This window comes from Microlunatus parietis, from assembly GCF_013407955.1.
Classification (GTDB): Bacteria; Actinomycetota; Actinomycetes; order Propionibacteriales; family Propionibacteriaceae; genus Microlunatus; species Microlunatus parietis.
In genome coordinates this window covers 4,510,190-4,523,771 of record NZ_JACCBU010000001.1, presented here as the reverse complement: position 1 = coordinate 4,523,771, position 13,582 = coordinate 4,510,190, and the positions used below count along the sequence as shown (strand labels likewise).

14 protein-coding genes are annotated in these 13,582 nt (G+C 70.9%); 4 read left to right on the top strand and 10 right to left on the bottom strand.

The window, feature by feature from the left end:
* Positions 1-4 precede the first annotated feature (4 nt).
* The 7 genes from BKA15_RS21720 to BKA15_RS21690 all read right to left on the bottom strand — a co-directional run bounded on the left by BKA15_RS21720 (position 5) and on the right by BKA15_RS21690 (position 7,793).
* Positions 5-892, bottom strand: a complete 888-nt coding sequence (locus BKA15_RS21720) for a hypothetical protein (protein ID WP_179754294.1) — start codon at positions 890-892, stop codon at positions 5-7.
* 40 nt (positions 893-932) lie between these two features.
* Positions 933-1,703, bottom strand: a complete 771-nt coding sequence (locus BKA15_RS21715) for a hypothetical protein (protein WP_179754292.1) — start codon at positions 1,701-1,703, stop codon at positions 933-935.
* Positions 1,704-1,721: 18 nt separating this feature from the next.
* Complete coding sequence (folE, locus tag BKA15_RS21710; RefSeq protein WP_179754290.1) at positions 1,722-2,327, bottom strand: GTP cyclohydrolase I FolE; 606 nt, start codon at positions 2,325-2,327, stop codon at positions 1,722-1,724.
* Positions 2,324-4,663, bottom strand: coding sequence for an ATP-dependent zinc metalloprotease FtsH (ftsH, locus tag BKA15_RS21705; protein WP_179754288.1), 2,340 nt, complete (start codon positions 4,661-4,663; stop codon positions 2,324-2,326). The genes folE and ftsH overlap by 4 nt, the downstream gene beginning before the upstream one ends.
* 241 nt (positions 4,664-4,904) lie before the next feature.
* The gene (locus BKA15_RS36505; protein WP_218871516.1) at positions 4,905-5,711 is read right to left on the bottom strand and encodes a sugar phosphate isomerase/epimerase family protein; all 807 of its coding nucleotides are present in this window, start codon (positions 5,709-5,711) and stop codon (positions 4,905-4,907) included.
* Positions 5,695-6,810, bottom strand: coding sequence for a mandelate racemase/muconate lactonizing enzyme family protein (locus BKA15_RS21695; RefSeq protein WP_179754284.1), 1,116 nt, complete (start codon positions 6,808-6,810; stop codon positions 5,695-5,697). The genes BKA15_RS36505 and BKA15_RS21695 overlap by 17 nt, the downstream gene beginning before the upstream one ends.
* Positions 6,807-7,793, bottom strand: a complete 987-nt coding sequence (locus tag BKA15_RS21690; protein ID WP_179754282.1) for a hydroxyacid dehydrogenase — start codon at positions 7,791-7,793, stop codon at positions 6,807-6,809. Before BKA15_RS21690 ends, BKA15_RS21695 begins: the two co-directional genes overlap by 4 nt.
* A gap of 99 nt (positions 7,794-7,892) precedes the next feature.
* Between BKA15_RS21690 and BKA15_RS21685 the strand changes: the two genes are divergently transcribed.
* From BKA15_RS21685 to BKA15_RS21675, 4 genes are read left to right on the top strand one after another with little or no spacing between them, the layout of a single operon-like run.
* A complete protein-coding gene (locus BKA15_RS21685) occupies positions 7,893-8,516 on the top strand; it encodes a TetR/AcrR family transcriptional regulator (RefSeq protein ID WP_179754280.1) in 624 nt (207 codons plus the stop codon).
* A 53-nt stretch (positions 8,517-8,569) separates the two neighbouring features.
* On the top strand, positions 8,570-9,232 hold the full coding sequence (locus BKA15_RS34950) for a VC0807 family protein (protein ID WP_218871515.1): 663 nt from the start codon (positions 8,570-8,572) through the stop codon (positions 9,230-9,232).
* Entirely contained in the window at positions 9,229-9,999 is a 771-nt protein-coding gene (locus tag BKA15_RS34945; RefSeq protein WP_218871514.1) for an SDR family oxidoreductase, read from the top strand. Before BKA15_RS34950 ends, BKA15_RS34945 begins: the two co-directional genes overlap by 4 nt.
* Positions 10,000-10,021: 22 nt before the next feature.
* Positions 10,022-10,882 (top strand): LysR substrate-binding domain-containing protein, encoded by an 861-nt coding sequence (locus BKA15_RS21675; RefSeq protein ID WP_179754276.1) that lies wholly within the window; start codon positions 10,022-10,024, stop codon positions 10,880-10,882.
* Between the two features lie 79 nt (positions 10,883-10,961).
* Here the strand turns inward: BKA15_RS21675 and hpt are convergent, their stop codons facing one another.
* Genes hpt through BKA15_RS21660 form a run of 3 tightly spaced genes read right to left on the bottom strand, consistent with a single transcriptional unit; the run spans position 10,962 to position 13,580 of the window.
* Positions 10,962-11,513: a hypoxanthine phosphoribosyltransferase gene (gene hpt, locus BKA15_RS21670; protein WP_179754273.1), complete on the bottom strand. Its 552-nt coding sequence runs from the start codon at positions 11,511-11,513 to the stop codon at positions 10,962-10,964.
* A complete protein-coding gene (gene tilS / locus BKA15_RS21665; RefSeq protein ID WP_179754271.1) occupies positions 11,506-12,489 on the bottom strand; it encodes a tRNA lysidine(34) synthetase TilS in 984 nt (327 codons plus the stop codon). The genes hpt and tilS overlap by 8 nt, the downstream gene beginning before the upstream one ends.
* An 11-nt stretch (positions 12,490-12,500) precedes the next feature.
* Complete coding sequence (locus BKA15_RS21660; protein WP_246322399.1) at positions 12,501-13,580, bottom strand: Rv3626c family coenzyme F420 biosynthesis-associated protein; 1,080 nt, start codon at positions 13,578-13,580, stop codon at positions 12,501-12,503.
* Positions 13,581-13,582 lie beyond the last annotated feature (2 nt).

Here is a 13,582-nt window from a genome sequence, read left to right as displayed (position 1 = left end):
GGGCTCAGGGCCCTCCTGCCGGTACGGGTTCCAGCCGCGGCCGCCAGGCCGGGCAGCCGACGAACAGCGCTGCGACCACCGCGAACTGGGCAACGATCACGACGATCGCGCCACCCGGCACCGCATCGCCGACAGTCGCCAGCTCGAAGGTCTCCCCCAGTCCCAGGCCCATGGCGAACCCGAGGATCGTCTGGCCGTAGCCGACCATGGCGACGAGCAACAACCCAGCGAGCACGACCCTGCGTGTCGTCGCCACAACGGGAGTGCGTGCGAACCGGCAGAACACCGGAAAGGCCAGGACCAGCAGTCCCCAGAACAGAGACCACCCGATCATGATCGAGCCGATCGTCGGCCCGTCCTCGTCCAGCCGGCCGTGGATCTCGGCCAGGCTCAGTCCGGGAACCTGAGCCGCCGGATTCCACACCGTGGAGTGCAGCATCCCGACCGAGAGCAACGCCAGCATGGCCAGCGAGAAGGGCAGGGCGACGCGGACGCGGGCGGTCCGAGGCGCAGCCGGAGCGCCGGGTTCGACATAGGCCAACTGAGATCCACCGAGCACCATCAGCACGGCCAGATTGCCGTACGGGATGATCATGATGACGCCGAGGACCACCATGACCAAGACGCAGGCCACGACCAGCAGGAAGACCACCGGCTTCGGGCTGCGGACCGCGTCGGCCAGCAACGGGACCGCGACAGCGAGGCCCACCGCAGCGACCAAGCCTCCGATGATCAGCAGCGCGATCGCGATCGCCCGCAACACCCCGGCTCCCGCACCCTCGTAGAAGATCGTGTAAGGGTGGCCGGCGATCAACACGACGGCGGAGCCGAGGAGCGCCGCGGCCCACCGCGCCCGCGCCGCGGTTTCGGAGCCGCGCAACTCCTCCATCATGACTGGATCGTACGTCCTGTCGAACCGGATCTGGCGTGAATCAGGTTCCCACCGTCGCCCGCTTCCAGGCCGGAGCTCCGATGACCAGGGCGAGGACCGTGGCCAGTTGGGCCACGATCGCGACGATCGTCCCGCCCGGCGTCGTCGCCCCGGCCAGGCCGAGACCGGTCAGCCAGTGGCCGTAGCCGACGATCGCAACCAGGAGCAGGCCGGCGCAGACGGTGCGGCGCGGCGGACCGGCGAGAGCCGGAATCTCACGGCGGCACAGGACCGGGAAGGCCACGGCCGCCGCGCCGCCGATCACGGCCCAGACGATGATCATCCAGGTGCCGGCCGGGTTCCCCGCCAACACGTGCAGCACGCCGACGGGAAGGATCACCAGCACGGCGATCGAGTACGGGAGCGCGAGCCGCAACCGACTGGCCGGTGACGGGACCGGCGCGCCCCGCGCCACGAACCGCAGTTGGGTCGCGGCGACCACGACCAAGATCACCAGGGCGGCGAACGGCAGGGTCATCAGGGCGGCGGCGGCCACGACGCCGAGACCGCAGAGCGCGCTGAGCACGATGGGACGCGGGCTGTCGGTCCGCTCCGGGTGACGCAGCAACGGCGCCACCACGATGAGGCCGAGTAGGCCGGACACGATGCCCAGAGCGATCAACAAGATCGCGATCGGACGGATCGCTCCGACGCCCAAGCCGTCATAGAAGATCGTCTGGGCGTGCCCGGAGATCAGGACGACGGCGACGCCCAGGAGCGCCACCGACCAGCGGACACGGATCGGTCTGTCGGATTCCCGCAAATCCTCCATCACACGATGGTAAGCCCGTCAGCGCCGTCCATTCATGATCAACGACATGGCCTCGGCGCGCGTCGCGGCATTGCGGAGCTGGCCGCGGACGGCGCTGGTGACGGTCCGGGAGCCGGGCTTGCGGACGCCGCGCATGGTCATGCAGAGGTGTTCGCACTCGAAGACGACGATCACGCCGCTCGGCTGCAGGAACTCGACCATGGCGTCGGCGACCTGCGTGGTCAGCCGCTCCTGGACCTGCGGCCGCTTGGCGTACACGTCGACCAGCCGGGCCAGTTTGCTCAGCCCGGTGATCCGGCCGTTGGGGTTCGGGATGTACCCGACGTGGGCGACACCGGTGAACGGCACCAGGTGGTGCTCGCAGCAGCTCCACACCTCGATGTCCTTGACCAGGACGAACTCGTCATGATCAAGATCGAACGTGGTGGCCAGCACGTCCTCCGGCCGCTGGGTCAGGCCGCGGAACAGCTCCGCGTACGACCGAGCCACCCGATCCGGTGTCGCGCGCAGCCCGTCCCGGTCCGGGTCCTCGCCGATCCCGATCAGGATCTCCCGGACCGCCTTCGCGATCCGGTCATGATCGAACGCACCGGGACCCAGCCCGGCGAGCTCCGGCTCGGTCACCGAGACTCAGGCCCCTGGGGCGGCTGCCCCTGCGGCGGCTGACCGTCGCCGGGCTGCCCGCTGTCGGACGGCCCGTCCGACTGGCCCTGGTAGCCGTACGGCTGCTGCGGGTGGGGCGGCCAGGTCGGCTGATCCTGCTGCTGCTCCGGTGCCGGCTGACCGGGCTGCTGCTCGTACTGGCCGTACGGCTGCTGGTACTGGGGCTGGTGGTACTGGGGCTGCCCGTACTGCTGGGGCTGCCCGTACTGCTGGGGCTGCCCGTACTGCTGATCAAGGGGCGGCTGGCCCTGCGACGGCGCGCCCGGCCCAACGGACGGCGGCTGCCCGGGCAGTCCCGGCGGCACCGGCTGGTGTCCCGGCGGGAGCTGAGTACCGCCCGGCGAACCGTGCGAGCCGGAGGTTCCGTTCGGCGACGGGGCCTCGATCTGCGGCGGCGGCGGAGTCACCGGCGGAATGCTGGACGGCTGCCGCTGGTCCGAACCGGTCCAGGCCGGCCGCTTCGGCCACAGCTTGAGCGGCTTGAAGACCTCGGCGACCTGCTCGCGGTCCAGCGTCTCCCGCTCGAACAGGGCGCGGACAAGATCATCCAGCACGGCCCGGTTCTCGCTCAGGATGTCGAACGCCTCCTGGTGCGCGGTCGCGATCAGCGCCGCGACCTCCTCGTCGACCGCGGCCGCCTTCTGCTCCGAGTAGTCCCGGTTGCTGCCGAAATCCCTGCCCAGGAACGGTTCCGCGTCGCCCGTGCCGAGCTTGACCGCGCCCAGCCGCTCGGTCATCCCGTACTGGGTGACCATCGCCTTGGCCAGGTTGGTCGCCTTCTCGATGTCGTTGCTGGCGCCGGTCGTCGGGTCGTGGAAGACCAGTTCCTCGGCCGCCCGGCCGCCCATCATGTACGCGAGTTGATCAAGGAGCTCGGCCCGCGAGTTGGAGTACTTGTCCTGCTCCGGCAGCACCATCGTGTAGCCGAGGGCCCGGCCGCGCGGCAGGATCGTCACCTTCTGCACCGGGTCGGTGCCGGGCAGCGCCGCGGCGACCAGCGCGTGGCCGCCCTCGTGGTAGGCGGTGACCAGCTTCTCCCGCTCGTTCATCAGCCGGCTCCGCTTCTGCGGCCCGGCGACGACGCGGTCGATCGCCTCGTCCAGGTGGAAGTTGGTGATCATCCGGGCGTTCTGCCGGGCGGTCAGCAGGGCCGCCTCGTTGAGCACGTTGGCCAGGTCGGCGCCGGTGAAGCCCGGGGTCCGCCGCGCCACGGCCTCGAGGTCGACGTCGGGCGCCATCGGTTTGCCGGCCGCGTGCACCTGCAGGATCGCGTACCGGCCCTTGAGGTCCGGTCCCTCGACCGAGATCTGCCGGTCGAACCGGCCCGGCCGCAACAGCGCCGGATCCAGCACGTCGGGACGGTTGGTCGCGGCGATCAAGATCACGCCGCCGCGGACGTCGAAGCCGTCCATCTCGACCAGCAGCTGGTTCAGGGTCTGCTCACGCTCGTCGTGGCCGCCGCCCATGCCCGCACCACGGTGCCGGCCGACCGCGTCGATCTCGTCGATGAAGACGATCGCGGGCGCGTTCTCCTTGGCCTGCTCGAAGAGGTCCCGGACCCGGGAGGCGCCGACGCCGACGAACATCTCGACGAAGTCCGAACCGGAGATGGAATAGAAGGGCACGCCCGCCTCGCCGGCCACGGCCCGCGCCAGCAGGGTCTTGCCGGTGCCGGGCGGCCCGTACAACAGCACGCCCTTGGGGATCTTCGCGCCGACCGCCTGGAACTTCGCGGGCTCGGCCAGGAACTCCTTGATCTCCTCGAGCTCCTCGATCGCCTCCTCGCAGCCGGCGACGTCGCTGAAGGTGGTCTTCGGGGTGTCCTTGTTGGCGATCTTGGCCTTCGACTTGCCGAACTGCATCACCCGGCTGCCGCCGCCCTGCATCGAGTTGAGCAGGAAGAAGAACAGCACGCCGATGATCAGGAACGGGATCAGGGTGCCGAGCAGGGACGAGAAGAAGCCCGGCGTCGGGTTCTCGCCGTCCCACTTCTCCAGCGTCTTCTCGGCGTAGCGCTGATCCAGCCGCTCCCGCAGCGCATCGTCCTGATTACCGACCCAGGTCGCCTTGTACTTGGTCGTGCCGTCCCCCATGGTGACCTCGATGGTCTGCTCACCATCGATCAGCTTGACCTCTTTCAACGGCTCGTTGCCGTTGATGATCGAGACCACCTGCGACGTCGGTACGTCGGTGAAACCGCCGGCCAGCCGGCCGCTGAAATCGAGCAGCAGGCCGATCACCACGACGCCCAGAATGATCCACAGGATGGGCCCGCGGAGAATGCGCTTCAAGTTCATAACCTGCCTGCTGAGTCGGAATCATCCAGCACACACCCGTTCCCTGGGTGTGCGCGTACGCAACGCACAAGTCACGTACGCAACGCAAGAGTATCGTTCGCGGCCAACCCAGGCCCGGGACCGGTGGCCCGGATCACCCTGCGGGAATCGTGCGGCGGCCGGGAAGTGGCGTGGATCACGGCGCCGCAGCGGCCGGAGCTACGCCAGGGCAGGTCCGGCCCGGCCTTGCCGCCGCATCTGGTCAGGCGTTCCAGTGGCCGCGGGCGGTGACCAGGTCCGCCCGGGCGAGTTCCGCCTTCCCGTCCGGGTCGCTCGGTTCGGAGTATTCGGCGGTGAGGCAGACCGGCTGGTCCCAGCCCCGGTCGCGCAGATGACCGAGGATCCGGCCCCAGTCGGCCATCCCGGAGTCGGCCGGGCCCCACCAGTGCCGGTACCGGGGCGGTGCCGGATCCGGCCGGTAGTGGCCGCTCTTGAGGTTGACCAGGCCCAGCCGCGGCCAGGCCAGGTCGAGCGTGGTGACGGGATCGACGCCGGTCAGGGCGTCGTTCCCCGCATCCCAGACCAGGTCGAAGCCGGCCAGGTCGTCGATCAGTTGCAAGACGCCCAGCGTGCTCTCGACGAACCGGCCGCGGTGCGGCTGGACGCCGACCCGGACCCCGTACCGTTCGGTCAGTGGTTGGAGCGTGGCCCATTCCCGGCGCAACCGTTCGGTCGAGGCCCGATAGCCGTCGTCGCCGAGCGGCGCCATGATCCTGATCAACGGCACGCCGGCCTCGGCGCAGGCCGCGAAGACCGGTTCGGTCGCGTCGGCGGCGACGCTGATCACCGTCACACCCCGATCGGCGAGGGTACGGACGAAGCCGGGCAGCAGCCGGCCCGCGGAGTCGGGATCGACATACGCGCCCGGCCGGACCGGCACTTCCGCGCCGCCGAACCCGAGCCCGGCCAGCCGCTCGCCCAGCGGCCCGGGCGCCTCGGCCGCCCAGGGCTTGCTGAACACGGCCCACAGCGGCTCCGGTGAATGATCATGATCAGCGTGCGGTGCCACGGATGCGCTCCTCGTCCACGTCGACGCCGAGGCCGGGCCGGTTCGGCACTTCGGCGATCGCGTCGGTGATCCCCAGCCCCTCGACATAGAGGTCGGCCAGCAGTTCGGGGCCGTTCAGCTCGGCCGGCAGGGCCAGGTCGAGCAGGCTGAACAGGTGCAGCGCCGCGGCGAACCCGACGCCGCAGTCGGTCAGTCCGCTGGCCAGGATCTCCAGCCCGTGCGCCTTCGCGACCGCGGCGGTTCGCAACGCCTGCCGCAGACCGCCAGCCTTGCAGACCTTGATCACGACCAGGTCCGCACCGCCGAGCACTGCGGTCCGGGCCAGGTCGGCGGCGGTGAAGCTGCCCTCGTCGATCGCGACCGGCAGCGGCGACCGTTCCCGGACCTTGATCATACCGGCCCAGTCGGTGCTCGGCACCGGCTGCTCGACGCAATACAGCTGCGGTACGTCCTCGATCTGCTGCAGCAACCGGTGCAGCGAGGACGGCCGGTAGGACTGGTTGGCGTCCAGCCAGATCGGCTTGCCCGCGGCGGGTTCGGCGATCGCGTGCAGGGCCGCGGCGTCGGCGTCGACGTCGCCACCGATCTTGATCTTGTACGCGTGGTAGGCGGCACTCCCCCGGACCCGGTCCGCCATCGCCTCCGGAGTGTCGATGCCGATCGCCGAGCAGAGCGGGATCTCGGTGTGCACGGCGCCGCCGAGCAGGGCGTGCACGGGGAGCCCGGCGAGCTTGCCGGCGACGTCGTGCAGGGCCAGGTCGACCGCCGCCCGGGCGAACGGGAACCCGTTCGACACCGACGGGCTGAGCGCCCGGTCAGCCCTTGCGTGGAAGGCTTCCACGGCGAACGGGTCGGCCCCGATCAGCAACGGCGCCAGGTTGTTGTTGATCACCGCGATGATCGTGTCGGTGGTCTCGTAGCTCCAGCTGGGCAGCGCCCGCTGCTCGCCCCAGCCGGAGACTCCGTCGTCGGTGGTCAGCTTGACGAAGATCACGTCGCCGGTCCGGTCGGGTTCGCTCACCGTACCGCTGCCGATCTTGAACGGGTGCGCGAACGGCACCGGCACGACGAACGTCTCGACCCTGTTGATCTTGGTCATGCGAGCAGGCTCCAGCGTTGCGGGTCGACCCAGCTCGGGCCGCGGGACCCGTCGGCGAGGAAGGCGATCACGTCGTCGAGGACGTACCGGACCAGGGCCAGATGTCCCTCCAGCGAGTCGCCGGCGATGTGCGGCGTGAGTAGCACGTCCGGTGCGGCGAGCAGCTCCGGCGACAGCCGGGCCGGCTCGGGATCGTAGACGTCCAAGGCGATCCGGAGCCTTCCGGACAAGGCCTCGCGCTCCAGCGCGACCGGGTCGACGGCGCCGGCCCGAGCCGAGTTGATCAAGACCGAACCGTCCGGGATCCGGGCCAGCAGGTCGGCGGTGATCATGCCCTTGGTGGCCGGCAGGTCCGGTACGTGAATCGAGACGACATCGGCGTTCATGGCGGCCGGCAGGTCGACCGGGGTGACGTCCAGCTCGCGGGCCCGCTCCCGATCAAGGTACGGGTCGTACACCAGCACCGTGACGCTGAACGGCGCCAGCAGGCTCCGGAACGCCCGTGCCGTCGACGAGGCGCCGATCAGCGAGACCGTACGCCCGCGCAACTCCCGGCCCCGGAACTCCCCGCCCGGCTTCCAGCCGCCGGCCCGGGTCCGGGCGTCGTAGGACGGCAGCCGGCGGTGCAGCGTGAGGCAGGCGGCCAGACAGTATTCGCCGACCGACCAGGCGATCCGGGTGGCGGCGGAGAAGACGGTCACCCGGTCGCCGACCAGCGCCGCCGGCACCAGCCGCTTCACGCTCCCGGCGGCGTGCCCGACGATCCGCGGCCCGTTGTCGCCGAACAGCTCCGCCGGCAGGGTCGGCGTGCCCCAGCTGGTGATCATGATCTCGGCCCCGTCGGCCAGCCGGGCCACTTCGGCCTGGTCCAGTTGATCACCGGCCCAGCGCACCTCGAACCGCTCCTCGAGCAGGGCTCGCGTCTCGTCGTCGCAGACGTCGGCGGCGCGGGTCGGGGTCATGGCCATGGCCAGAGTGGTCATGCCGGTCAAGGTACGGGTCGACAGCGATACTCGTCCAAGTCAAATTGAGCATCACCCGATACCGTCACGACATGGCGCACTGGAGGTAGCATCCGCGCCGTGGATGCCAAGCCCTCGCCGCGCGGCCCGCGCCAGCGCCTCGGCGAAGATCAACGACGGCAGCAGCTCATGGCAGCAGCCGTCCTCGAGGTCGTCGACCGCGGCTACGAGGGCGCGACGCTGACCCGGATCGCCGCCCGGGCCGACGTCGCCAAGGGCCTGGTCTGGCGCTACTTCTCCGGCAAGGACGACCTGATGGAGGCCACCGCGAAGGCGACGCTGGTGATCATGCGGGAGGCCATCGTCGAGGTGCTCGACCTGGACCAGCCCGTACCGGACATCGTCCGGGCCGCCCTGCGGCTGGCCGCCGCCCAGCTCCGGACCCGCCGCAACGAACTGATCGCCCTGAACCGCATCCTGCCCAACCTGCCCGGCCCCGACGGCACCGAACGCGTGATCACGGACTTCTACGAGGAGTCCTACCAGGGCCAGGAGGCGCTGTTCCGGCGCGGTCAGGAGGAGGGCAGCCTGGGCGACTTCGATCCCAGGGTCATGGCCGTCACGTACCAGGGATCGATCGACGCGATGCTCGCGTACCTCGAATCCCATCCGGAGGTCGATTCGCAGGACTACGCCGACCGGCTCGCCGAGATCCTGCTCGGCGGCATGCAGGCCAGGGCCTGACCGAACCCACCCGACGTTGGATTATTGACCATGCGGTCATTACTATTGACCACATGGTCATTAAAACGGCAACCACGGACCGCGTGCCGAACCCGCAACGCGAGGTCGCCCTGAGCCTTGTCGTCAACGCCGCGGTCCCGATCGCGGTGTTCTACGGCCTGCGCGCACTCGGCGTCGACCCATGGACGGCGCTGCTGCTCGGCCTGGTCGGCCCCGCCGTCATGACGCTCCATTCGGTGATCACGAAGCGCCGGATCGACCAGCTGGCAGCGCTGGTCATGACGGCCCTGCTGCTGAGCGTCGCGCTGTCGTTCCTGACCGGCAGCCCGCGAACGCTGCTGGCGCGCGACGGCTGGGTCACTGCGGTGGTCGGCGGCTGGATCCTGCTCACCCTGCTGCGCACCCCGTACTACTTGTTCGCGCTGCGCACCTTCACCGGCGGCGCGCTGCGGGACGGGATCAACGCCGCCTGGCGGGACATCCCGGCCTTCCGGCGGGTGGTGCGCCGCTGCACGGTGATCTGGGGATCGGCGTTGCTGGCCGACGCGGCGAGCACGGTCGTCCTGGCGTACACGCTGCCGATCGACCTGGTTCCGGTCATCGGCGCGGTCAAGCTGGTCGTGCTGATCGTCCTCGCCGAGGGGTGCAGTCAGCTCTACTTCCGGCGGCGGGGTGTTCCGCTGCTCGGCGACGAACCGACGGAGGAGGACCGGTGACCGGGCGCAGGTACGTCGTCACCGGCTCGGCCTCGGGCATCGGCGCCGCGACCGCGAAGCTCCTCCGGGATCAGGGCGCCACGGTCCTCGGCTGCGACCTCGACGACGCCGACATCATCGCGGACCTGTCGACGCCCACCGGCCGCCGTTCCCTGGTCGACCAGGTGGCCCGCTGGGGACCGATCGACGCGGTGCTGGCGGTCGCCGGCGGCGGCCGGACCGGCCTGCTCGAGACGAACTATTTCGGTACGGTCGCCACGCTCGAGGGGCTCCGCCCGCTGCTGGCCCGCAGCCCGGCCCCGCGCGCCGTGGCCGTGTCCTCGACCTCGTCGCTCGCGCCTGCGGACGAGCGGGTCCTGCGGGCCTGCGCCGCCGGCGACGAGGCCACGGCGACCGCGCTCGTCGGGCGCGACCCGGAGCTCCAGCGCTCCGCGTACGGCCTCGCCAAGCGGGCCCTGAACGCCTGGATCCGGCGGACCGCCCCGACTCCGGAATGGGCCGGCGCCGGCATCCCGCTCAACGCGGTCGCGCCGGGCGTCGTCGACACCCCGGCCGCGGCCTGGATCCTCGCCGACGACGAGGTCCGGCAGGCCGTCGAGTCGGCCGCGCCGCAGCCGCTCGGCTTCCCCGGCCGGCCCGAGTGGATCGCCCATCTGATCGTCTGGCTCGCCGGACCCGAGAACCGGTTCGTCACCGGCCAGGTGATCTTCGCCGACGGCGGCGCCGAGGCGACCCTGGTCGGAGACCGGGCCTGGGCGGCCGGGTGACCAGCAGGGATACCGTCACGGCATGGACTATTCGCTGGCCCAGCTGCGCGGCTTCGTCACCGTGGCCGAGGAGCTCCACTTCGGCCGGGCCGCGGAACGCCTGGCGATGACCCAGCCGCCGCTGACCCGGCAGATCCAGGCGCTGGAGCGGGCGCTGCAGGTGCGGCTGTTCGACCGCGGGCCGCGCGGGGTGAGCCTGACCGCCGCCGGCCGGACCTTCCTGGCCGACGCCCGCCGGGTGCTCACCCTGGTCGAGGCGGCGCCCGAGTCGGCCCGCCGGGTCGCCACGGGTCAGGCCGGCACGCTGCGGCTCGGCTTCACCGCGATCGGGGCCTACGCGGTGCTCGGCGACGTGCTCACCCTGCTCACCCGGGTGCTGCCGGGCGTCAGCGTCGCGCTCGACGAGCAGACCAGCGAGATCCAGTTCCCGGCCCTGATCAGCGGCACCCTCGACCTCGGCCTGGTCCGGCCGCCGGTCCCCGATGAGCTCGCCTCGGTGCCGATCCACACCGAGCAACTCGTGATCGCTGTGCCCGAGGCTCATCCGCTGGCCGCCGTGGACGGGCCGGTCCGGCTGAGCGACGTCTCGGCGGACTACATCGGCTACAGCCCGGAGGGCTCGCGCTACCTGCACGACGTCTGCGCAGCGCTGGTCGGGATGCAGGACTTCCTGCGCGCCCAGATCGCCTCCCAGGTGCCGACCATGCTCGCCCTGGTCCGGGCAGGCCGCGGCTTCGCACTGGTGCCCCGGTCCTGTACGGCGATGCGGGTCGAGGGCGTCGTCTTCCGAGAGTTGGCGGAGGCCCGGACGGTCAGCCTGCACGCCTGCTGGAACCCCGACTCGACCAACCCGGTGCTGGAGCGGCTGCTGCCGCACCTGTGACCGAGATCCAGCGCACTTGGACCGGATCGGCCCAATGCGGCCCGGATCCGCGCGAGTGCGCTGGATTTCGGTCAGCGTCTCAGCTGTAGATGTGCGGGGCGAGGGTCCCGACGCTGCGCAGGTTGCGGTAGCGGCCGTCGAAGTCGAGGCCATAGCCGACGACGAATTCGTTCGGGATGTCGAAGCCGACGTAGGCGACGTCGACGGCGTTGCGGGCGGCCTCGGGCTTGCGGAACATCGTCATGATCCGCAGGCTGGCCGGGTCGCGCGACTGCAGGTTGCTGATCAGGTACGACAGCGTCAGGCCGGTGTCAATGATGTCCTCGACGACGAGCACGTGCTTGCCGCTGATGTCGGTGTTGAGGTCCTTGAGGATCCGCACTACGCCGGACGACTGGGTCCCCGACCCGTACGAGGAGATCGCCATCCAGTCCATCGTGCAGTGACTCCGCAGGGCCCGGGACAGGTCCGCCATCACCATCACGGCCCCGTTCAGCACGCCGACCAGGACCAGCCCCTTGTCGGCGTAGTCGGCGTCGATCTTGGCGCCGAGTTCGGCGATCCGCTCGGCGATGTCCTCGGGCGTGTACAGGACATTCGTCAGGTCGCCGATGATGTCGGTGTCATCCACGATCGCCAAGCCTGCCACACGTGATCAGCCGTCCCTCGCGTCGGGTGACGGTCACCCCGGGCAGGTCGATCCCGGCCTGGCCGTGCCAGTCGGTGACCAGCCGGGTCACCTCCGCCAACCGCTCCGCGGACACCTCCCGGGCGCCCCGTTCCTGCAGCCAGGAGCGCAGCACCCGAGCCCGCAGCGCCGCCGGCAAGGCGAGCGTCCCGGCACACTCCAACCCGTCGCCGGTACGGACCTCGGCCGCCGCCCGCTCGGCCAGCTCGTCCAGCAGGTCGGCGTCGTCGCGGGCCAGCCGGGCGGTCCGGGCCAGCGCGGCCGCGATCCCCGGGCCGAGTTCGGTCTCCAGGACCGGCAGCACCCGGTCGCGGACCCGGACCCGGGCATAGGCCGGGTCGGCGTTGTGCGGGTCCCGCCACGGCGTCAGCCCGGCCTCGGCGCAGGCCTGTTCGGTGGTCGCCCGGGGCAGCTCGAGCAGCGGCCGGACCAGCCTTCCGGATCTCGACGCCATCCCGGCCAGCGACCGGGTGCCGGAGCCGCGGGCCAGGCCGAGCAGCACGGTCTCGGCCTGGTCGTCCCGGGTGTGCCCGAGCAGGATCGTGGTCGCGCCGAGCCGGTCCGCGGCCTCGTCCAGAGCCCGGTAGCGGGCGGTCCGGGCGGCCGCCTCCGGCCCGTCGCCGGAGTCGCGCGCCACCTCGACCTTGATCACCTCGACGGCGGAGAGCCCGTACCCACTGAGTTGATCATGAACGCGCTCGGCGACCTGACCGGAACCGTCCTGCAGCCCGTGATCGATGATCACCGCGGTCAGCGGCCGGCCGGTCCGGCGGGCCACCTGGTGCGCGCCGACGGAGAGGGCGAGCGAGTCCGGACCGCCGGAGCAGGCGACCAGCAGACCATGATCGACGTCGGTCAGCGCCCGGGTGATCGCCTGCACCACCTCGAGCTGCGCCGGCCCGAGCGCCTTCACGGCCATCCGGATCCAGGTCAGGCCGGGGTGCCGTGCACCCGGTTCAGCCACAGGTCGGGGAACGCGATCTCGTCCTTGCTGGGCAGGGTTTCCGGCGAGATCCAGACCTGGTTGAGGCCGTTCATGCCGACCCGGTCCAGCACCCGACGGCAGAACGCCGCGCCGTCGCGGTACTGCCTGATCTTGGCGTCCAGCCCGAGCAGCCGACGGATGATCTTGTCGAACCCGTGGCCCTCGCGGCGGACGTTGAACTTGCGCCGGATCTCGGTGATCGTGCCGATCACGTCGGGGCCGACGCTGTCCATGACGACGTCGGCATGCCCCTCGAGCAGCGACATCACGGCGGTCATGGCGTCCACCGTCTCCCGCTGCTCCGGCGTCTGCACCAGGTCGATGATCGAGATCTCCTCGTCGCCGCGGAGCCCGTCGCCGATCTTGCGCGCGGCGTTCTTGATCATGTCGCCCATCACGCCGGCGTCCAGGTCAGCCGAGGCGACCAGCTTCTCGATCAGGCCGTTCAGGTGGTCCCGCAACCAGGGCACCGCGGTGAACTGGACCCGGTGGGTCTCCTCGTGCAGGCAGACCCAGAGCCGGAAGTCGGCCGGGTCGAGTTGCAGTTCCCGCTCCACGTGCACGATGTTCGGCGCGACCAGCAGCAGCCGGCCGCCCGGCTCGCCGTCGGTCCCCGGATGGAACGGGTCGAACTGGCCGAGCACCTTCGGCGACAGGTAGCTGAGCAGCGCACCGATCTCGACCCCGGTCACCCGGGCGCCGACCTGCGCCATCGTCTGCTGCACCTGGGACGGGTTCTCGGCGAGCCGGTGATCGAACTTGGCCGACAGCGGGGCGACGATGTGCCGGAAACCGTCCAGGTTGGCCTGGATCCAGCCGGGCCGGTCGACCACCAGCACCGGCGCGGTCGGCCCGGGCACCCGGAGGCCGGTCACCTCCGCGACGTACGCCTCCGCCCGCACGGCCGCCTCGCGGAGGGCGGCGACGGCCGACCGGGCACCGGCCCGGGAGATCTCGGGTCCCGGCTTCACCAGCCGGCGTGCGGTCTGGGTCGCGACGTTCCAGTCGACCATCGTGGTAGCCATGC

Excerpts from the sequence above, each read along its gene's own strand:
- BKA15_RS21720 (WP_179754294.1), bottom strand. The coding sequence starts at position 892 with ATGATGGAGGAGTTGCGCGGCTCCGAAACCGCGGCGCGGGCGCGGTGG.
- BKA15_RS21715 (WP_179754292.1), bottom strand. The coding sequence starts at position 1,703 with ATGGAGGATTTGCGGGAATCCGACAGACCGATCCGTGTCCGCTGGTCG.
- ftsH (WP_179754288.1), bottom strand. The coding sequence starts at position 4,663 with ATGAACTTGAAGCGCATTCTCCGCGGGCCCATCCTGTGGATCATTCTG.
- BKA15_RS21695 (WP_179754284.1), bottom strand. The coding sequence starts at position 6,810 with ATGACCAAGATCAACAGGGTCGAGACGTTCGTCGTGCCGGTGCCGTTC.
- BKA15_RS21690 (WP_179754282.1), bottom strand. The coding sequence starts at position 7,793 with ATGACCACTCTGGCCATGGCCATGACCCCGACCCGCGCCGCCGACGTC.
- BKA15_RS34950 (WP_218871515.1), top strand. The coding sequence starts at position 8,570 with ATGGTCATTAAAACGGCAACCACGGACCGCGTGCCGAACCCGCAACGC.
- BKA15_RS21675 (WP_179754276.1), top strand. The coding sequence starts at position 10,022 with ATGGACTATTCGCTGGCCCAGCTGCGCGGCTTCGTCACCGTGGCCGAG.
- tilS (WP_179754271.1), bottom strand. The coding sequence starts at position 12,489 with ATGGCCGTGAAGGCGCTCGGGCCGGCGCAGCTCGAGGTGGTGCAGGCG.
- BKA15_RS21660 (WP_246322399.1), bottom strand. The coding sequence starts at position 13,580 with ATGGCTACCACGATGGTCGACTGGAACGTCGCGACCCAGACCGCACGC.